This is a genomic window from Flintibacter sp. SJQ-8, assembly GCF_054108085.1.
In genome coordinates this window covers 158,216-178,566 of record NZ_JBPJWR010000004.1, presented here as the reverse complement: position 1 = coordinate 178,566, position 20,351 = coordinate 158,216, and the positions used below count along the sequence as shown (strand labels likewise).

General features: G+C 60.7%; 18 protein-coding genes. 4 read left to right on the top strand and 14 right to left on the bottom strand.

What is annotated here, in order from left to right; genetic code table 11:
• From fabZ to ACSAMP_RS01865, 4 genes are all read left to right on the top strand, one after another.
• Nucleotides 1-438, top strand: coding sequence for a 3-hydroxyacyl-ACP dehydratase FabZ (gene fabZ / locus ACSAMP_RS01880; RefSeq protein WP_457799315.1), 438 nt, complete (start codon nucleotides 1-3; stop codon nucleotides 436-438).
• A 25-nt stretch (nucleotides 439-463) separates the two neighbouring features.
• Entirely contained in the window at nucleotides 464-940 is a 477-nt protein-coding gene (locus ACSAMP_RS01875; protein ID WP_227144654.1) for a MarR family winged helix-turn-helix transcriptional regulator, read from the top strand.
• Nucleotides 941-1,143: 203 nt separating this feature from the next.
• Complete coding sequence (locus ACSAMP_RS01870) at nucleotides 1,144-2,532, top strand: sodium-dependent transporter (RefSeq protein ID WP_457799314.1); 1,389 nt, start codon at nucleotides 1,144-1,146, stop codon at nucleotides 2,530-2,532.
• A 94-nt stretch (nucleotides 2,533-2,626) separates the two neighbouring features.
• The gene (locus ACSAMP_RS01865) at nucleotides 2,627-3,796 is read left to right on the top strand and encodes an ISL3 family transposase (RefSeq protein ID WP_457799313.1); all 1,170 of its coding nucleotides are present in this window, start codon (nucleotides 2,627-2,629) and stop codon (nucleotides 3,794-3,796) included.
• A gap of 207 nt (nucleotides 3,797-4,003) precedes the next feature.
• On the opposite strand, the gene ACSAMP_RS01860 is transcribed toward ACSAMP_RS01865, so the two are convergent.
• The 14 genes from ACSAMP_RS01860 to ACSAMP_RS01795 form a co-directional block, all read right to left on the bottom strand.
• Nucleotides 4,004-4,921 (bottom strand): TIGR03943 family putative permease subunit, encoded by a 918-nt coding sequence (locus ACSAMP_RS01860; protein ID WP_457799597.1) that lies wholly within the window; start codon nucleotides 4,919-4,921, stop codon nucleotides 4,004-4,006.
• Nucleotides 4,922-4,966: 45 nt separating this feature from the next.
• Nucleotides 4,967-6,121: a CobW family GTP-binding protein gene (locus ACSAMP_RS01855; RefSeq protein ID WP_457799312.1), complete on the bottom strand. Its 1,155-nt coding sequence runs from the start codon at nucleotides 6,119-6,121 to the stop codon at nucleotides 4,967-4,969.
• 77 nt (nucleotides 6,122-6,198) lie between these two features.
• Nucleotides 6,199-8,061 (bottom strand): S41 family peptidase, encoded by a 1,863-nt coding sequence (locus ACSAMP_RS01850; RefSeq protein ID WP_457799311.1) that lies wholly within the window; start codon nucleotides 8,059-8,061, stop codon nucleotides 6,199-6,201.
• Between the two features lie 60 nt (nucleotides 8,062-8,121).
• Nucleotides 8,122-9,414 (bottom strand): adenylosuccinate synthase, encoded by a 1,293-nt coding sequence (locus tag ACSAMP_RS01845; protein ID WP_441796253.1) that lies wholly within the window; start codon nucleotides 9,412-9,414, stop codon nucleotides 8,122-8,124.
• Between the two features lie 159 nt (nucleotides 9,415-9,573).
• Entirely contained in the window at nucleotides 9,574-10,431 is an 858-nt protein-coding gene (locus ACSAMP_RS01840) for a radical SAM/SPASM domain-containing protein (protein WP_457799310.1), read from the bottom strand.
• Between the two features lie 93 nt (nucleotides 10,432-10,524).
• A complete protein-coding gene (araD, locus tag ACSAMP_RS01835; protein WP_457799309.1) occupies nucleotides 10,525-11,217 on the bottom strand; it encodes an L-ribulose-5-phosphate 4-epimerase in 693 nt (230 codons plus the stop codon).
• Nucleotides 11,218-11,222: 5 nt separating this feature from the next.
• A complete protein-coding gene (locus ACSAMP_RS01830) occupies nucleotides 11,223-12,071 on the bottom strand; it encodes an L-ribulose-5-phosphate 3-epimerase (RefSeq protein WP_457799308.1) in 849 nt (282 codons plus the stop codon).
• 15 nt (nucleotides 12,072-12,086) lie between these two features.
• Entirely contained in the window at nucleotides 12,087-13,601 is a 1,515-nt protein-coding gene (locus ACSAMP_RS01825; protein WP_457799307.1) for a xylulokinase, read from the bottom strand.
• A gap of 39 nt (nucleotides 13,602-13,640) precedes the next feature.
• Nucleotides 13,641-14,426: an inositol monophosphatase family protein gene (locus ACSAMP_RS01820; RefSeq protein WP_457799306.1), complete on the bottom strand. Its 786-nt coding sequence runs from the start codon at nucleotides 14,424-14,426 to the stop codon at nucleotides 13,641-13,643.
• A gap of 241 nt (nucleotides 14,427-14,667) precedes the next feature.
• Nucleotides 14,668-15,786, bottom strand: coding sequence for an ABC transporter ATP-binding protein (locus tag ACSAMP_RS01815; protein ID WP_441796247.1), 1,119 nt, complete (start codon nucleotides 15,784-15,786; stop codon nucleotides 14,668-14,670).
• A gap of 3 nt (nucleotides 15,787-15,789) precedes the next feature.
• A complete protein-coding gene (locus tag ACSAMP_RS01810; RefSeq protein ID WP_147560498.1) occupies nucleotides 15,790-16,947 on the bottom strand; it encodes an ABC transporter ATP-binding protein in 1,158 nt (385 codons plus the stop codon).
• Between the two features lie 9 nt (nucleotides 16,948-16,956).
• Entirely contained in the window at nucleotides 16,957-17,781 is an 825-nt protein-coding gene (locus ACSAMP_RS01805) for a carbohydrate ABC transporter permease (protein ID WP_147560496.1), read from the bottom strand.
• Nucleotides 17,782-17,796: 15 nt separating this feature from the next.
• Complete coding sequence (locus tag ACSAMP_RS01800; protein ID WP_457799305.1) at nucleotides 17,797-18,726, bottom strand: carbohydrate ABC transporter permease; 930 nt, start codon at nucleotides 18,724-18,726, stop codon at nucleotides 17,797-17,799.
• A 168-nt stretch (nucleotides 18,727-18,894) separates the two neighbouring features.
• The gene (locus tag ACSAMP_RS01795) at nucleotides 18,895-20,322 is read right to left on the bottom strand and encodes an extracellular solute-binding protein (protein ID WP_147560491.1); all 1,428 of its coding nucleotides are present in this window, start codon (nucleotides 20,320-20,322) and stop codon (nucleotides 18,895-18,897) included.
• Between the last annotated feature and the right edge of the window lie 29 nt (nucleotides 20,323-20,351).

Here is a 20,351-nt window from a genome sequence, read left to right as displayed (position 1 = left end):
ATGGAACTGAACATCGACCAGATCGAAAAGCTGCTGCCCCACCGCTATCCCTTCCTGCTGGTGGACAAGATCGTGGACTGTGTCCCCGGCCAGAGCGCCGTGGGCCGCAAGTGCGTCACCGCCAACGAGCCCTTTTTCCAGGGCCACTTCCCCGGCTTTAAAGTGATGCCCGGCGTGCTCATCATCGAGGCTCTGGCCCAGGTGGGCGCGGTGGCCATCTTGACGGAAGCGGGAAATCAGGGTAAACTTGCTTTATTCGGCGGCATTAAAAATGCCCGGTTCAAGCAGCAGGTGCGGCCCGGCGACGTGCTGGAGCTGTCCTGCCAGCTGACGGCCCGGCGGGGTCCTGTGGGCTTTGGTACCGCAGAGGCCCGGGTGGACGGCAAGCTGGCCTGTAAGGCGGAGCTGACCTTTGCCCTGACGGACAAGCCGGAATAAAGAAGATACGGGGAGTGTGCGGAATTTGTTGGAGGAGAGCTTTTCCGAGGTGTACACGAAATTCAAGCTGCATTTTTACCAGGAGGTATTTTCCCGGTTCCAGAACCGGGAGGCCAGCCTGACGGCGGTGGAGACCTTTTGCATGGAGATCATTCAGGCGCTGAAGGAGCCGACCATCAACGAGTTTGCCGCCTTTGTCCACATCTCCTCGCCCAATGCGGCATATAAAGTCAACAGCCTGATCCAAAAGGGCTATGTGGAGAAGATCCGTTCAGACCAGGACCGGCGGGAGTATCACCTGCGGCCCACCCAGAAGTATATGAACTATTACAACATCAGCAGCCAATATATGCGCCAGGTGATGAAGCGGATCCAGAACCGCTTCACCCCGGACGAGGCCCGCCAGCTGGATCGGATGCTCCAGGTGGTGGGGGAGGAGCTGATGCCCGAGGTGGACCTGAAGTCCTGCGGCGACCTGTTCGCCGGGCCGGATCAGACCTGAGAGAGCACAGACAGGGCGCTGCCCCCTGAACCCGGGGACAGCGCCCTGTTTTGCGCAAAATAGAGGGAAGAACCAACAAAAATCCAGAAAAAGATTGACCAAATGGTCAAACTCATGTAAAATATACCGGCATCGCGGCACGGATAGCGTTTGAAAGAAGCGGTCTGGCTGCAGGAACAAGAAGAGGAGATGTTTTTGCTTTTATGGAGAAGAGAGAGACCTTTTCCTCCCGGCTGGGCTTTCTGCTGATCTTGGCAGGCTGTGCCATCGGGCTGGGAAATGTGTGGCGGTTCCCCTATATCACGGGACAGTATGGCGGCGGGGCCTTTGTGCTCATCTATCTGCTGTTCCTGGTGATCTTAGGGCTGCCTGTGATGGTCATGGAGCTGGCCGTGGGCCGGGGGAGCCAGCGGAGCATCGCCCGCTCCTTCCACGTGCTGGAGCCAAATGGAAGCAAGTGGCACTGGTACTGCTGGTTTGGCATCGCGGGCAACTATCTGCTGATGATGTTCTACACCGTCATCGCCGGGTGGCTGCTGCTGTACTGCCTGAAAATGGCCAAGGGCGATTTTGTGGGCCTGGATGCCGACGGGGTGGCCGGACAGTTCGGTCAGCTCATGGGCGAGCCGGGGATCATGACCCTGTTTATGGCCCTTGTGGTGCTCATCGCCATGGGCGTGTGCCTCCAGGGTCTGCAAAACGGCGTGGAGCGCATCACCAAGGTGATGATGCTCTGCCTGCTGGCCATCATGGCCGTGCTGGCCGTGCGCTCCCTCACCCTGGAGGGGGGCGCCGAGGGCCTGAAGTTCTATCTTCAGCCCAACTTCAAGAATCTGATGTACGACGCCAACGGCAAGTGGCGGCTGGGAGAGAGCGTCTTCGCCGCCATGGGCCAGGCCTTCTTCACCCTGTCCCTGGGCATCGGAGCCATCGCTGTGTTCGGCAGCTATATTGACCGGCAGTATGCCCTGGGGGGCGAGGCCCTGCGCATCGGCATTCTGGACACCTTTGTGGCCTTTGTGGCGGGCCTGATCATCTTCCCCGCCTGCTCCGCCTTTGGGGTGTCCCCGGACCAGGGCGCGTCTTTGATCTTCATCACCCTGCCCAACATCTTCAACGAGATGCCCCTGGGCCAGCTGTGGGGCGCCCTGTTCTTTGTGTTCCTCTCTTTCGCGGCCCTGTCCACCGTCATCGCCGTGTTCGAGAATATCATTTCCTTCGCCATGGATATGTGGGGCTGGAGCCGGAAGAAGGCCGTTTTGGTCAACCTGATCGCCATCTTCCTGCTGTCTATGCCCTGTGTGCTGGGCTTTAACCTGTGGGCGGGCTTCCAGCCCATGGGTCCGGGCAGCAACATCTCTGACCTGGAGGACTTTATCATCTCCAACAACCTGCTGCCCCTGGGTTCCCTGGTCTATCTGCTGTTCTGCGTGAGCAAGCGGGGCTGGGGCTGGAAGAACTTCTTAAACGAGGCCAACACCGGCAGCGGCCTGAAGTTCCCCACCGCCGTCCGCCTGTACGTCACCTATATCCTGCCCCTGATCGTCCTGTTCATCTTTGTGGGTTCTATAATAAATGTTGGGGTCAGGTGAAGAACCTGACCCCTTAATTATGAAAAAAGTTGAGCATAGAGGAAAAATCCCTTATCATAAAAGTACCACCAATCACAACAAAGGAAAGATCTCTATGCTCAACAAAGATTATACCGCAAAACTGCTGAACTTGGAAGACGCGATTATTACAAATGTTGAAAACATTTCTGGAGAGGTACACATTTTCCTCGAATTACCCAGAACAAAGCACCCGTGCCCAGCCTGCGGCGCGCTCACTGACCGTGTACACGACTACCGAATGCAGACGGTCAAGGATGTTCCCTTTGGCAGAAAAACGCTGCTGCACCTGCGTAAGCGGCGTTATCGCTGCATGTGCGGCAAGCGCTTCTTTGAGAAAAATTTCTTTCTCCCAAGATACCACCGAGTCACCAGCCGGCTGGTCGCTGCGATCATCGGTGCGTTTCATGAATTGGTACCCGCTTCAGAAATTGGCGCACGCTACAACGTCTCTGGGGCGACCGCAGCGCGATATTTCAAATACGTCGCCTTTAAGCCGACCCAATTGCCGGAAGTGCTCTCCATCGACGAATTCAAGGGCAACTCCGGGGGAGAAAAGTACAACAGCATTATCGTGGATGCTGAAAAGCACAAAGTGGTCGATATTTTACCAAATCGCTTTGAGAACGATCTTATCAAATATTTCTCACAATTCCCATCCAAAACCGGTGTAAAATACTTTGTCTGTGACATGAGTCCTCATTTTCGAGCGGTATCCAAAACCTGTTTTCCCGGCGCTGCCATTGTCGCGGACAGGTATCATGTGATCCGCCAGGTCTATTGGGCGATGGAACGTGTCAGAAAGAAGGAGCAGAAGAAACCCTCCGCCAGATTCCGAAAATACTTCAAGAGATCCAGATGTCTTCTGATGAAACCAATGGCAAAACTCTCGAACGAAGAAATGGAGCGGCTGGCTCTTATGTTTGAGATCGCGCCCAGACTTGCGGACGCATATCGACTAAAAAATGAGTTTCTTGACGTGATACGCGCCAAATCATCTGCGGCAGGAAAACCGAAACTGATCGATTGGCTGCGGTCTGCTGAGACAATGGGCCTACCAGAATTTTCTGATTGTATCAAAGCATATCGCAACTGGTTCCGCGAGATTTTGAACTCTATGGATGTACCCTGGTCAAACGGCTTCATCGAAGGCTGCAACAACAAAACGAAAGTCCTGAAACGTGTATGCTTCGGCATGCGTAATTTCCATAATTTCAGAAGACGTATCCTGTTTTGCCACACATAAAAGCAGTGCCGAGAGTACTCCCGGCACCGCTTGAGACGATTTCCTTTTTCTCTACCCCAACTATTGACGTAGAACCTCTTTGTGATGGGCTATTGGAACAAGTTTGTGGGCTGATCTGAGTTCAGCGCAAGTGAAGCACAAAAAAATCCCGTCGGTTCAAACGAACCGGCGGGATTTTTGCACATATTTCGAAAAAATGTGGAAAGGTTACACGAAATATACTAAGGGGTCCTCGGGGCGCTCACCGGGTTCGACGCTTTGAGCATAGAGGACCACGCCCTCGCCGTCGTACACGGCGGCCTGCTCCCAGCGGACCTCGGCGGTGACCTTGACCCACTCGCCCTTTTTCAGGCTCTTGGCCTTGTCATACTTGCACAGGAAGCCGAAGAAGCGGATGTCCTCGGCGCAGCAGGTCATGGCGTTGCGCCCGGGGACGAAGCAGCCCTTGGGCACACGCCCGCCCACCATGGCCTGGGCGGTGAAGGTGATGGTCTTGCCCACATAGCGGTCCGGGTGCTCCTGAATGTCCAGATACCAGATGCCATAGTCCGGGTCCTCCAGGTCGATGTGGGGACTTTCCAGGTCATAGGGGAGGATGTCCTCCACCTCCAGCTCGTCGCCGTTCTCGTCCTCAAAGGCCATCTGGCACATGCGGTTCACCGCCCGGATGGAGCGCTTCCAGCCGGACAGGGGCATGTCCTCCTTACAGCGGTTGAACAGGACCATGTCCGCCTCGGTCACCATGTCGATGATCATGGACTGCATGTTGCTGCGGTACATCTCGAAGGTGGTGCCGTCGATGACGTCGATGGCCTGGTACAGGCCCCAGTTCTTGGGCAGCTTCAGGTCCCGCAGGATCTGGATGGGCCACATGCCGTTATACTCCAGCAGCACCCGCTCGGGCTGATAGCGGCGGTCGATCTCCTCCAGGAAAGCGGTGTTCAGCTGGCTCTGGTCCTCAATGGGGATCAGGCGGCAGTTGCGCTCGGCCAGATACTGGGCGTTATACTCCACCTCGCCGTCCTCGCACATGAGCAGCACGGTGCGCTGGCCGTCGTTGAAATAGTCCATCTCCAGGGTGTCGATGAGCAGGGTGGTCTTGCCGCTGTCCAAAAACCCGGTGATCGAGATACAGGGGGATACGGGGATCGTTATTCATGGCGCGTCACCTCAGGCCAGCAGGAACAGCTTCTCCAGCTGGTCCTCCTTCAGGTCAGAGCCAATGACGCACAGGCGGCCGGTGTAGTCGGCAGCGCCCTCCCGGATCTGGAACTCCTCGGGCACCAGGTCGAAGTGCAGCCAGGTCTGGCCGTCCTCGCAGGGCACCATGCCCTTGGCCCGGAGGATATAGCCATAGTCCTGGCCCATGGCCAGGGCGGACAGGGCCTCCTGCAGCTCCTCGCGGCTGTACTTGCGGGCGGTCTCCCGGCCCCAGGAGGTGAACACCTCGTCGGCGTCGTGGTCGTGGTGGTGATGGTCGTGGCCGCAGCAGCAGTCGCAGGTGCAGTCATCCCCGTGGTCGTGGTGATGATGCTCGTGCTCGTGGTCATGGTCATGATCGTGTTCGTCGTGGTCGTGGTGATGCTCGTGCTCGTCGTGGTCGTGGTGGTGCTCATGGTCATGATCGTGCTCGTCATGGTCATGCTCGTGATCGTGATGGTGGTGATGATGCTCGTGGTCGTGGTGCTCGTGGGCGATCTCCTCCATCAGCTCCTCGGCCAGGGAGTGGCCGCCCTCCATGGCGGAGACGATCTGCGCGCCGGTCAGCTGGTCCCAGGGGGTGGTGAGAATGGCGGCCTTGGCGTTCTTCTCCCGCAGGAGACGGACGGCGGTGTCCAGCTTGGCCTGGTCCATGTTCTGGGTGCGGGAGAGGAGGATGGCGGAGGCGTGCTCCACCTGGTTGTTGAAGAACTCGCCGAAGTTCTTCATATACACCTTGGCCTTGGTGGCGTCCACCACGGTGACAAAGCTGTGCAGGTGCAGGGCGGGGGTGGTCTTCTGCACGCCCTCCACGGCAGCGATCACGTCAGACAGCTTGCCCACGCCGGAGGGCTCGATGATGATGCGGTCGGGGGCATAGTCGTCCAGCACCTTCTTCAGGGCCGCGCCGAAGTCGCCCACCAGGGAGCAGCAGATGCAGCCGGAGTTCATCTCGGTGATCTCCACCCCGGCGTCCTTCAAAAAGCCGCCGTCGATGCCGATCTCGCCGAACTCGTTCTCGATGAGGACCACTTTCTCGCCCCGGAAGGCCTGGTCCAGCAGCTTTTTGATGAGGGTGGTCTTGCCGGCCCCCAAGAAGCCGGAGATAATGTCGATCTTGGTCATAGTTGTCATATCCTTTCTGAAATCACACGGCCCGCGCCCGCAGCGGGGGGACCGGAGGGGTCAAATAAAAGAGATGCTCACTGCCACAGGATGTGCAGGCTGTCCATCATGGCATACAGCATCCCGGCGGCAGTCTCCCGGGTGGCCAGGTCCTGGGGCTGGAGGCCGCCCACCAGAGCGCCCAGCTGGTCCATGATCCAGGCGGGCCTTTGGGCCCAGGGGGAGAAGTCCTGATAGTCGGCCAGGGAGATATCCGTCTTGCCGTTCAGCTCCTCCGCCGACATGCTGGCCCACACGGCCACCGAGGACAGGATGGTGGTCATCTGCTCATAGGTGATGGTGTCGTCCGGGCGGAAGGTCCCGTCCCCCATGCCGGAGACAAAGCCCCGGGCGGCCATGGCGGACACGGCCTTGTTATACCAGGCGTCGTCGGCCACGTCGGAGAAGGACAGGTTCTGTCCCTCGGGCAGGTCCAGCACGTTGGAGAGCATGGCGCAGAACTCGGCCCGGGTGATGGCATTGGTGGGGCGGAAGGTGCCGTCCTCATAGCCCTCCAGCAGGCCGAAGGTGCTCAGGGTGTCGATCTCGGTGGCGAAGGGGCTGTCCGCCGCGTCAGCAAAGGTGCGGGCGTGGAAGTCCAGCCCCAGGCTCTCGGCCAGCTTGGCGGGGGTCACGGCGTTCCAGCCGCTGTTGCGCTCCCCCTCGTACAGGGCGGCGGAGGGGGGCAGGGCCTCCAGCAGCTCGGTAAAGGCGGCTCGGTTGTCCCCGGACAGGGCCTCGTCCCGGCTGATATAGAAGGTCCAGCCCGCCAGCTCCAGCTTATAATAGCCCGCGTTGCGGCTGGGCTCCGGCTGGGTGAGGAGCATGGCGGCGGTCTTCGTATTCTCCTTGGACATCACCAGGGTGGGGATCACGCCCATCCACTGGTTGGTGGCGCCGTCGGGGGAGTAGAAGCGATAGACGGTGATCTTCATGGCGTCCCCGTCGAACAGGTCCTCGGTGTTGGCGCTGTTGAAGATCATCTGGGCGATGCCCTTGCCAAAGGTGGTCTGGCCGATGGCGATGCCAAAGCCCAGGTCCCGGGCGTCGGCGGAGAACAGCTCGGCCCCGCTGGCGGAGTAGTCACTGGTGAGGATGATGAGGGGCTTGTCCGTCAGGTCGGGGCAATATTGGGTGGTGCCCACAAAGCGATAGTTGCCGTTGGCGTCCCGGAAATAGACCATGATGTCGCTGCCCACAAACAGACCGGCGGACACGGCGGCGGCATCGGCATCGCCGCCGGGGTTGCTGCGCAGGTCCATGATCCAGGCGGCCACGTCAGGCTCCAGGGCGGTCAGGGCCTCCTCGATGGTGTCGCCGGTGGAGTCGCCAAAGCTGATGCACTCGATGACCCCGGCATTGCCCTCCTTGTCATAGGTGACGATGGGAATGACCACCGCCCGGCGCTGCATGGTGAAGTCCCGCACCTGGCCGTCGGAGCGGCGGATGGTCAGGGTGACGGTGGAACCCTCTTTCCCGGTGACGGCGCTGCGCACGTCGGTGGTGGCGGTCATCTCCACGCCGTCCACGGCGATGATCCGGTCACCGGCCTGAAGCCCGGCCTCCTTGGCGGGGGAGTTGGGCAGGATGGACAGGACCAGAAAGCCGTCGTCATAGGCGGTCTGCACCGTGATGCCCACGCCCACCAGGGTCTCGCCGTTGACGGAGTCGGTGAACTGCTGATACTGCTCGGCGGTCATGTAATAGGTGTAGGGGTCGCCCAGGGCCTCCAGGATCTCGTCCAGGGAGTCCAGAGACAGGATGCTCTCAGGGATCTGGTCCACATAGTGGTCCCGCAGCAGCTGCCGGGCCTCGTCCAGGGTGAGGGCGGCGGCGGGGGCGGCGGACAGGGAGAAGGTGAGGCTGAGAGCCAGCAGGGCGGACAGAAGTTTACGTTTCATGGCGTTCTCCTTATTGACACACGCCGGATGCCGAAACGGCACCCGGCGTGTGAAACATGATTACAGCTTGGTGGCGCGGTGGGTGATCTCGTGGCGCTTGGGGCCGGTGGAGACCAGGGTGATGGGGTGGCCGATGTGGGCCTCCAAAAAGTCAACGTACTTCTTGGCGTTCTCGGGCAGGGCGTTATAGTCGGTGCAGCCCCGGATGTCGCACTTCCAGCCGGGCAGCTTTTCGAACACGGGCTTGGCCCGCATCAGATCGGGGGTGGTGGGGAACTTGTCGGTGATCTTGCCGTCGATGTCATAGCCCACGCACACGGGGATCTCGTCCAGATAGCCCAGCACGTCCAGACAGGTCAGGGCCACCTGGGTGGCACCCTGGACCATGCAGCCATACTTGGTGGCCACGGCGTCGAACCAGCCCACGCGGCGGGGACGGCCGGTGGTGGCGCCGAACTCACCCTTGTCGCCGCCCCGGCGGCGCAGCTCGTCCCCGGCGTCCCCCAGGACCTCGCTGACGAAGGGCTCGGTGTGGGAGCCCACGGAGGAGGAATAGGCCTTGGTGACGCAGATCACGTCCTCCATGGCGGTGGGGGGCACAGGCGCGCCCACGCAGCCGAAGCCAGCCAGGGTGTGGGAGGAGGTGGTCATGGGGAAGATGCCCAGGTCGGGGTCCTTCATAGAGCCCAGCTGGCCCTCCAGCAGGATGGTCTTGTTCTGGGCCAGGGCCTCGTGGATAAAGGTGACCACGTCGCCCACATAGGGGCGCAGCTGCTCCCGCAGGGCCAGCAGCTGGTCCATCAGCTCGTCCACGTTCAGGGCGGGCTTGTGATACAGGTGCTCAAACAGCACGTTCTTCAGGGTGACGGCGGCGGTGAGACGCTCCCGCAGCCGGTCCTCGTGGAACAGGTCGCACACCTGGATGCCGATCTTGGCGTATTTGTCGGAGTAGAAGGGGGCGATGCCGCTCTTGGTGGAGCCGAAGGCCTTGCCAGCCAGGCGCTCCTCCTCATAGCTGTCCTGAAGCACGTGATAGGGCATCAGCAGCTGGGCCCGCTCAGACACGATCAGGTTGGGGGCGGGCACGCCCTGGTCGGTGATAGACTTCAGCTCGGCCACCAGCTTGGCCGCGTCCAGGGCCACGCCGTTGCCGATGATGTTGGTGATGTGGGGATAAAAAGCGCCGGAGGGGAGGATGTGCAGAGCAAAGCGGCCATAATCGTTGATGATGGTGTGGCCCGCGTTGGCTCCGCCCTGAAAGCGGATGACCACGTCGGACTGCTCGGCCAGCATATCCGTGATCTTGCCCTTGCCCTCGTCGCCCCAGTTGGCGCCCACAATAGCTTTTACCATATATGTTACCTCCGTAGACCGGGATTCGCAACCGCTGTGCGGATTTGCCTTATCCGGCGCATAACGCAACGCATACATTATACTGCGTTTTTCCTATGCTGACAAGGGGACAGCCCATAGAAAAAACGTAGAAAATCCTGCTTTTCCAAAGGCCGACGGTCATTTGGAGAAGCGGCGGCGATAGCCGCACCGGCGGCACAGCTCCTCGGCGGCCCGGCCCTGGGAGAACCCGTTGTAAATGGCCCTGGCCCGGGGGGAGGACAGGATGTCCTCCAGGCTGCCGTCATACAGGTTCCCCAGGGGGATGTCCCCCTCGTGGTCCAGGCAGCAGGGGACCACCGTGCCGTCCCACAGCACGCCGACGTGGTCCCGCAGGCCCTGGCAGAAGCCGGACTGTCCCTGGTCGTCGGCGTTCAGGTCGGGCCACTCGAACCGCTCCCCCCACTCCAAATAGACCCGGGGGGCCAGGGTGGTGCCCTGCCAGCCCTCCTTCCAGGGCCGGGGGAAGGTCTCCTCCAGGCGGCGGAGGATCTGTTCGTTGCAGGAGTTGGCCCCCTGGGTGTGCTCGCCGTCCAGATTCCACAGTCGCAGGGCGCACCGCTTGCCCGCCTGGGCGGCCCGCCGGGCAAAGGCGATGCAGCTGTCCAGATAGGGCAGCAGCTGGCCCTGGCCCTCGTTCCCCTCGAAGGAGTGGAGGGAGACGCTGACCTTCCGCACCGCCGGGCTCTGGCACAGCAAACTGGCCCGCTGGGGGAGCAGGGTACCGTTGGTGGTGAGATTCACCTGAAAGCCCAGCCCGGCGGCGATGTCTAACAGCTTTGGCAGCTGGGGGTGGAGGAGCGGCTCCCCCATGAGATGGAGATAGAGATACTCCGTGTGGGGCCGCAGCTTTTGGGCTAAAACAGAAAAGTCCTCCGGGGACAGAAAGCCCTGGGGGCGGCGGGTGCCGGGACAGAAGTCGCAGCGCAGATTGCACACGTTGGTGATCTCCAGATAGACCTTTTTCAGCTGATACATGGGGCAGGCTCCTTTGGTTGAGTTGGTGGGAGAGAAGCGAAAGAGAGGACAAGCGCCGGGGCGCTTGCCCTCTCTGATTTGGCAGGGATTTACTTAGCCCTGGCCGTAATAGGCGTTTTTGCCGTGCTTGCGCAGATAGTGCTTGTCCAGCAGGACCTGCTGCATGGGGCCGTGGCCGGGGTTGAGCATCAGGGCGTGGTAGTTCATAAAGGCGACCTCCTCCATGACCACCGCGTTGTGGACGGCGTTCTCCGGGTCAGTGCCCCAGGAGAACACGCCGTGGCTGTGGACCAGCACGCCGGGGATGGACATGGGGTCCTTGCCCTGGAAGGTCTCGATGATGACGTTGCCCGTCTCCAGCTCATACTCCCCGCGGATCTCCTCCTCGGTCATCTTCCGGGTGCAGGGGATCTCGCCGTAGAAATAGTCCCCGTGGGTGGTGCCCATGGCCTCGATGCCCACGCCCGCCTGGGCGAAGCTGGTGGCCCAGCGGCTGTGGGTGTGGACCACGCCGCCAAGATCGGGGAAGGCCCGGTACAGGGCCAGGTGGGTGGGGGTGTCGGAGGAGGGCTTATAGCGGCCCTCCACCCGCTCGCCGGTCTTCAGGTCCAGCACCACCATGTCCTCGGCGGTCATGGTGTCATACTCCACGCCGGAGGGCTTGATGACCACAAGGCCCTTCTCCCGGTCAATGCCGGAGACGTTGCCCCAGGTGAAGGTGACCAGGTCATACTTGGGCAGCATCAGGTTGGCTGCGCATACTTTTTCTTTCAGTTCTTCCAGCATATCGCTCACTCCATTGTGTCCAGAATCTCGCTCATCTTGTCATGGGCGAAGCAGATGTCCTCTTTCCATTCCGGCTTGCCGGTGTCCCACATCTCGGTGACGAAGCGGCGCACCCCCAGCTGCCACCCCTTGCGGATGACGGCGGGGAAGTCCACGTGGCCGGTGAGGAAGGGAATCTCCCGGAACTTACCGGGGACGGTCTCCTTCAGGTGCATGGCAACTAAGTGGCCCCGGCCCGTCTCCAGGTCGTCCAGCACGCTGGTGCCGTATGTCTTAGCGGCGTTGGTCAGGTTGCCCACGTCGGGATAGACGCCCAGATAGGGGTTGTCGATGAGGTCGACATACTTCATGCTCTTGGCCACGGTGTTCATAAACTCGGTCTCCATGGTCTCAAAGCCCAGGACCACCCCGTGGACGGCGGCCATCTCCACCGCCTTTTTCAGATTTTCGGCAAAATCTTTTCGGGTCTGCTCAGACCCCTCCTCATAGTACACGTCATAGCCCGCCAGCTGGATGACCCGGATGCCCAGGTCGTCGGCCAGCTGAATGGCCTTTTCCATGATCTCCAGGCTGCGCTGGCGCACGGCGGGGTCGCTGGCCCCGAAGGGATACTTCCGGTGGCCGGACAGGCACATGCTGCGGATGGGCACGCCGACCTTCTGCATGGTCTCCCGCAGCTGGGCGCGCTCCTCGGCGGTCCACTCCAGCCGGGCCAGGCGGGCATCGGTCTCGTCGATGCTGATCTCCACAAAGTCATAGCCGCAGTCCCGGGCGCACTGGAGCTTCTCCTCCCAGTTCAGAGCGGAGGGCATGGCCTTTTCGTAGAGGCCGATGTGATATTTCTTGTTTCCCAAGGTGATCTCTCCCTGTCAGATTTTTTCCACCGCGGTCCGTTCCACGTCCAGCCCCTTGTCATAGGCGGCCAGATAGCGGGCAAAGCCCTCCACCTCGGCGGGGTCGGGCTGGGCCGTGGTGATCTTGGCGTGGACAAAGACCCGCTGGCGCAGGAACTCCTCCAGGGGCAGCTCATGCTCGTCCATAAAGGCGGCCAGCAGGGCGATGCCATAGGGGCCGCCCTCTCCGGCGGTCTCCATGCAGGTGATGGAGGCGTTGCAGGCGGCGGCCAGATAGCGCTGGGCCACGCCGGGGGTCTTGAAAATGCCGCCGTGGCCGGTCATGCTGTCGATCTTCACGTGCTCCTCGGCCAGGATGTCCATGCCAAGGCGCATGGTGGCGATCTCCGCATAGACGCTGCTGCGCATGAAGTTGGCCAGGCTGAAATGGCTGTCCGGCTTGCGCACCACCAGGGGGCGGCCCGCGTCCAGGTGGGTGATGCCCTCGCCGGCCATGTAGTTATACACCAGCACGCCGCCGCAGTCGGCCTCCCCCTCCAAGCTCTTCTGATAGAGCTTGGTGAAGACCTCGCCCGCGGACACGTTGCAGCCGAACAGGCCCAGGGTCTCCCGCAGCAGACCGATCCAGGCGTTGATGTCAGAGGTGCAGTTGTTGCAGTGGACCATGGCCACGTCCTTGCCGGAGGGGGTTGTGACCACGTCGATCTCAGTATAGACCTTGCTCAGGGGTTTTTCCAGCACCACCATGGCAAAAATAGAAGTACCGGCGGACACGTTGCCCGTGCGGGGGGCCACGGCGTTGGTGGCCACCATGCCGGTGCCCGCGTCGCCCTCCGGGGGCGCGAAGGGCAGCCCCTCGGGCAGCAGGCCCTTCACCCAGGCGGAACCGGACGCCGTCAGGCGGCCTGCGTCCTGACCGGCCAGCAGCACCCGGGGCAGCACGTCCCGGATGTTCCAGGGCTGGTCCTGGGTGAGGGTCTCGAACTTTTTCAGCATCTCCTCGTTCCAGTCGCCGGTGGCGCTGTCGATGGGGAACATGCCGGAGGCCTCGCCCACGCCCACCACGTTTTCCCCGGTGAGCATATAGTGGACATAGGAGGACAGGGTGGTGATGTGGGCGATCTGGCCCACGTGGGGCTCACCGTTCAGAATGGCCTGATACAGGTGGGCGATGCTCCACCGCTGGGGCACGTTGAACTGGAACAGCTGGGTGAGCTGCTCCGCCGCGTCGGCGGTGATGGTGTTCTGCCAGGTGCGGAAGGGCACCAGCAGGTTCCAGTCCTTGTCAAAGGCCAGATAGCCGTGCATCATGCCGGAGATGCCGGCGGCGGCCAGGCCTTCCCGGTCCTTCAGCTGGCTGAGTACCTGGCACAGGCCCTCCCGGGCGTCCGCCAGGTCATAGGTCCAGATGCCGTGGTCATAGGTGCTCTCCCACTCAAAGTCCCCGGACTCCACGGGGGCAAAGCTCTCGTCGATGACCACGCCCTTGATGCGGGTGGAGCCCAGCTCCACGCCTAAATATTTTTTCACAGTCGTTTCCTCCCTTGTTGGGGATTTTAAGCCCGTATGTTAAGCAGGGTCCTGGACGATGTCCAGAAACTCTGCCTGGAGCAGGCCGTTGGAGCAGCAGATGTCGCTGTTGAAGGGCAGCTTTGGGTCCTGCCCGGCGCAGTCGGACAGCTTGCCCCCGGCCTCGTGCAGGATGACGCTCCCGGCGGCGTAGTCCCAGGGCTTCAGGTTATACTCCACATAGCAGTCGGCCCGTCCGCAGGCCACCCAGCACAGGTCCAGCTCCGCGCTGCCCAGGCGGCGGATGTCGGCGCTGCGCTGGAAGATGCGCTTGACCATGTCGAACACCCGGTCCGTCTTCTCCCGCTCATAGGGGGAGGTGCCCACGATGACCAGGGCCTTTTCCATCTCGCTCATGTCGCTGACGTGGATGGGCTGGCCGTTGAGATAGGCCCCCTTGCCCAGCTCGGCCACGAAGGTCTCCTCCCGGAAGGGGTTATAGCAGCAGCCGAACACCAGCTTCTCCCCGTCCCACAGGGCCAGGGCTACGCAGCTCTGGTGGCAGTCGTGGATCAGGTTGGTGGTGCCGTCGATGGGGTCTAAGATCCAATAGGGCCGGGCGGGGTCCACGTGCTGCATGTGGTTCTCCTCGGCAAAGAACTGGACGTCGGGATACAGCTTGTGGAGCTTGGTCTGCATATAGGTCTGGACCTCGTAGTCCACGGCGGTGGCAAAGTCAGACCGGCCCTTCTGGGTGATGTCCTCGGCCTTGTGCCGGTCCAGCACCAGGGCGCGGGTGGAGTGGATCAGGTCGATGACGGCCTGATATTGAAGATCTTGATACAAAAGAAATCCCTCTTTGCTTATTTTCAAAATGGGTCGGCCCATATCAGGCCGAAATGGGACAAAATCTGCAAGAGGTCCGGGAGACCGGGACCCCTTGCAGATTTGTCAGACGTATTTACTCCTTGAACAGGCCAAGGAAGATCGCGATGATGTTCCAGATGGAGCCCCAGATCTGCCAGGCCAGGACAAGCAGGATGACTACGGATAAAATGGTCGCAAAAGTCGTCATAACACTTGCTCCTTACTTCTCTTTGATGCGCGCGCCGGTCTCCAGGTCGAACAGGTGGGTCTTGTCGCCCCGGACCTCCAGCTTGATGACGTCACCGGCGTGATAGCGGGTCTCGTCAGAGGTGATGAGCATCAGCAGAGACTCGCCCACGCTGATACCGATGCGCCGCTCGTCGCCCAGATTCTCGAAGGTGGTGATCTTCTCGGGGGTGCCCTGAGAGTCCGCGCCGCCCACCAGCACGTCCATGGGCCGCACGCCCATCTTGCACCGGAAGCCGTCGCTGACCACGCTGTAATACCGCTTGGGCACGGCGATCTTCAGGTCGCTGTCCTTAAAGGTGAAGAAGAAGTCGTTGTCGATCTTCACGGTGGTGGTCTCCAGAATGTTCATGGGGGGGTCGCCGATGAAGGAGGCCACAAACTCGTTCACGGGGTCGTCATACACCTCGGCGGGGGTGCCGTACTGCTGGAGCACGCCGAAGTTGATAACGGCGATCTTGTCGGCCAGGGACATGGCCTCCAGCTGGTCGTGGGTGACGTAGACGGTGGTACACTTGATCTTGTGGATCAGACGCTTGATCTCGGTACGCATGGCCTGGCGGGCCTTGCCGTCCAGGTGGGACAGAGGCTCGTCCATCAGCAGCAGCTCGGGCTCGCGGATGATGGCGCGGGCGATGTTCACACGCTGCTTCTGGCCGCCGGAGAGCTTGACGGGCATCTTGTCCAGCAGGTCGTCGATCTGCATCAGGGGGGCGATCTCCCGCACCCGGCGGTCGATCTCCGCCTTGTCCACGCCCTTGGCCCGCAGGTTGAAGGCCACGTTGTCATACACGGTCAGGGGGGGATACATGGCGTAGTCCTCAAAGGCCAGGCCGATGTGGCGGTCCTTGGGGTGCAGGTCGTTCACCCGGCGGTCCCCGATGTAGATGTCGCCGTCGGTGATGTCCTCCAGACCGGCGATCATCCGCAGGGTGGTGGTCTTGCCGCAGCCGGAGGGGCCCAGGAAGGCCACAAACTCGCCCTGCTCACACTCCAGGTTCAGGTCCTTTACGGCGAAATCGTTCACCGTCTTTTTCTTCTTGCCGCTGTTTTCATATCTCTTGTAGAGATGGCTTAACGTCAAACCAGCCATAACTTACGCCTCCTCGTTGGCCAGGGCGCGGTAATCCGCCTCGGCATAGCGCCCGACAAAGTTCTCGCTCTGTCCGTCAAAGAACATGGCGTGGCCCACGTCGGGCTTGACATAGACCGCCTGGTCGATGTCCACGTGCAGGCCGTTGGGCGCGATCATCCGCACCTGATAGCCGCCGCACTCGGCCACGATGACCGACTTGTTGCCGATGCTCTCGTAGCTGTAGACGGTGGCCTTGAAATAGCCCTCGGCAGGCTCGAAGCGATAGGCGATGTTCTGGGGCCGCAGACCCATCTCCAGAGAGACCTCGCCCAGCTGGTCCAGCTTGGCGAACAGGGGGGCATCCTCGGGCATGGGGAGGGCCACCTCCTGGCCCAGGACGTTGATGACGAACTGGCGCTGACTGCCGTTTACCATCATCTTACCGGCGATGATGTTGATCTGGGGCTCGCCCATCAGCTGGGCCACGAACTTGTTGCAGGGCAGGTAATAGATCTCGTCGCCGGAGCCCACCTGCACGATGCGGCCCTCCTTGACAATGGCGATGCGGTCGCCCAGGGCCATGGCCTCCAAAAAGTCGTGGGTCACGTAGATACAGGTGGAGCCCAGATCGGCCTGGATCTTCTTCAGCTCGGTGCGCATGGAGTTGCGCAGCTTGGCATCCAGGTGGGCCAGGGGCTCGTCCATCAGGAACACGTTGGGGTTGCGCACCAGGCTGCGGCCCATGGCCACACGCTGCTTCTGACCGTTGGACAGCTGGCTGGGCAGACGCTCCAGCAGGTTCTCCATCTTCATGATCTTGGCGGCCTTGTACACCTTTTCCTTGATGGTGGCCTCGTCGGTCTTATAGAGATTGCTGCGCAGGGCTGCGGCCATGTTGTCATACACGGTCATCTGGGGGTACAGGGCGTAGTTCTCAAAGGTCATGGCCACGTTCCGGTGGGCGGGGTCCACCAGGTTCATGATCTCCCCGTCGAACTTTATCAGGCCCTCCTCGGGCAGCGTGATGCCGGCGATGCAGTTGAGCATGGTGGTCTTGCCTGCACCGGCGGGCCCGAACAGCACGAAGAACTCGTTGTCCTTCACGTCGATGGTCACGCCGTCCAGGGCGGTCACCTTGCCGAACTTCTTCTTCACATTTTCCAGTTGAATTCTTGCCATAATCGCACCTTATCCCTTCACAGCGCCGAAGCTCAGGCCGCGCACCAGATGCTTCTGGATGCAGAGCGCGAACACGATAGCGGGTATTGCGGACACGGTAGCCGCCACGGCCAGCTGGCCATAGTGGGCGGTGTCGGTGCCCAGATACTTGGTGATGGCCACGGTGATGGGCTGCACCTTGGAACTGGCCAGGATCAGGGGGAAGGTGAAGCTGTTCCAGGCGAAGATGAAGGACAGCAGGGCAGCGGCCACGATGCCGGGCTTGACCAGGGGCATCAGCATCTTGAAGAAGATCTGATACCAGGTATAGCCGTCCACCTGGGCGGCATACTCGATCTCCACGGAGATGTCCTCGAAATAACCCCGGACCACCCAGATGAGCAGGGGCATACAGATGAGCTGATACACCCAGATGAGACCCAGATAGGTATCATAGAGGCCGATCTTCTGATAGATCATGAACAGGGGCAGCACCACCAGGATCTCGGGGGCGAACTTGAAGGACAGGATCTGGAAGGCCAGGTCCTCTTTGCGGTTGAAGTTATACCGGGCCAGGGCATAGGCGGCGGGGATACCCACCACCACAGACACCAGCACGGAGCCGCCGGCCACGATCAGGCTGTCCTTCATGTACTGCACATAGTTGGACTCCAGCAGCACCGCGGCGTAGTTGCTCAAGGTGGGGTGGAACAGGAAGGTGGTGGTGAACACCTCGGTGTCCGACTTGAAGGAGATGAGCAGCATCCAGATCAGGGGGAAGATGGCGAAGACCGCATAGACCAGCAGCAGGAAGTTCATCACGATCCGCGAAAGACGGAATTTCTGCGTTTTCATTTTGACATTCCCTCCTTACTCGTCCAGACCGGCGGCCTGCTTCTGGGCGGCCCGCTGACGTTTTACGATCTCCTTGGCCACCACGTTGATGATAAGCCACAAAATCAGGATATAGGGCAGGGCCGCGCCGAACTTTTGGAATTTGAAGCCCTGCTGATAGGCGGTCAGGGACAGGGACATCAGTGCGTCGCCGGGGCCGCCCTTGGTCAGGGCGTAGATAACGGCGTACTCCTGCAGGGCCGCCATCAGACGGAACAGCAGGGCGATGTACAGGCTGGGCCGCAGCATGGGCAGGGTCAGGTTGCGGAAGTTGAACCAGTTGCTGCCGCCGTCGATCTTGGCGGACTCGAAGGGGGACTTGGGCAGAGACTGAAGACCGGCCAGCACCAGCAGAATGACAAAGGCGGTGTTCACCCACACGTCGATGAGGACCACGGTCATCATGGCCGTCTTGGGGCTGGAAGCCCAGGGGAAATTATACACATTGAAAACGTTCAACAGCTTCTCCACGATGCCGGCGGAGCTGTTCAACATCAGTTGCCAAACGATAGTTGCGGTGACGGGAGCCACCATCAGGGGGAAGATCAGCACCACCCGCATGATCTTGGAGAAGCGGTTGTTCAGGCTGTTGAGCAGCATGGCAACGCCCATGCCAAGAGCCATCTCCACCACGGTGGAGGCGACACCATAGAGCAGCGTGACCCAAATGGCCTTCCAGGTGCTGCCGGAGGAGAGCACGTTCACCCAGTTGGTCAGACCAATAAACTTGTGAGTGGGCAGTTTGAAGGAGAAATTGGTCAGGGAGTACCAGATGGCCATAACGAAGGGGACCATGATACCGATGGTGATGATGAGGGAGGGAGCGACGATCAGATAAGGTCTGACCCGCGTTTTAAAGGGCACCCGGTTTAGATCCGGGAGCTTTTCTTTTTTCGTTTTACTCATAATACATAACCTCGGGACACAATAGTTTTTCAGAAAGGACAGCGCACCGGCGCGGATAAACAGAAATCACACACAGGGAGTCGGTTGTTTGAAGAAAGCGGGGGGAGAGCCCTCCCCCCGCCTTTTCGCTAATGGAAATTGCTGTTCAAGGTGATGTTATGAGCCGTCTTAGCCAACGTCCAGATCAGACACCATCTGAGTCATGGTATCGGCCAGCTGGTTCATAGCCTCCTCCACGGAGCTGTACTTGTCGGTGGTGACCAGCTCCTGAAGGGTCTTGGCCCACTCGGTGGTGGTCTCAGTGAAGTAGGGCTGAGCGGTGAAGTAGATGCTGGCGGTGTCCTTCACGGTGTTGAAGGCCTCGTAGTAGCCCTCGGCGTCGGACAGGCACTTGACGTACTCGTCGCTGTTCAGCACGGACTCACGAGGAGTATCGGTGCAGGCACCCTCGGTGCCGGACCACTGCATAAAGTCCTTGCTGGTGAAGTACTGCAGGAAGTACCAGGCGGCTTCCTTGTTCTGAGAGGCGGAGTTCATGGCCATGGACCACACCCACAGGTTGGACTTCATGTCGGCCTCGGTCTTGCCGGCATCGGTGGGATAGGGAACGGTGCCGAAGGCCAGGTTGCCGGACTGAGCGGAAGCACCGGCCACGTTCTGGGTATAGCCGCCGCGGTCGGCATCCCACATCATAGCGGCCTTGCCGGCGCCCAGGTCAGCACCGGCCATCTCCCAGCCATAGGTGGCCCACTGGGGAGCGGAGCCGTTCTTGACCAGGTTGACCCAGTACTCGGTCATAGCAATGGCCTCGGGGGAGTTGACCTTGGACACCAGCTTGCCGTCCTCGATCTCGAAGTCCTTGGCGCCCCAAGTGGTGTACATGGACATGTAAGCGGGGTGGATGGTGCCCCAGTCGGCGGTGCCGCGCAGAGCCAGACCATAGGTGCCGGAGCCGTCGAACTCCTTCAGAGCGGTGGCGGCGGCCAGCAGCTCCTCAGCGGTCTTGGGGGGAGTGATGTTGTGGTCAGCCAGGATCTGCTTGTTATAGGTCAGGATGTTGATCTCCCAGCCCATGGGCAGAGCCCACTGAGAGCCGGTGCCCACAGCGTGGCCGGGGACGCAGTCCCACTTCAGGGCGTCGATCACGCCGTCGATGAAGTCGTCGTAGTCGTAGTCAGCGGAGGTGAGGGAGCTGTTCTCGATGTAACCCTCCAGGGGCTCCATGTAGCCGGCGGTGGCATACTCCCAGGCCTGATAGGCGCCGGTCATAAACACGTCGATGGAGCCGGACTTACTGGCCAGCTCTACGTTCAGCTTCTCGTAGTAGTTGGACTCGGGCATGGTGGTCAGATTGACCTTGATGCCGGTCAGGTCCTGGAAGTCGTTCAGCTTGGCCTTCACGGCGTCAGCATAGGTGTGCTCGCTGAACAGCACGTTCAGCTCGGTGCCCTCATAGGCACGCCAGTCGAACTCGCCGGTCGCAGCGGGGGTGGAGGAGGCGGAACCGGTGGAACCGGAGTCGCCGCCGGTCTTGCCGCAGGACGCCAGAGAGACAGTCATGGACGCGGCCAGGGCCAGTGCAAGCAGTTTTTTCATTTTTTTCCTTCCTTTCGATCATCTGATTT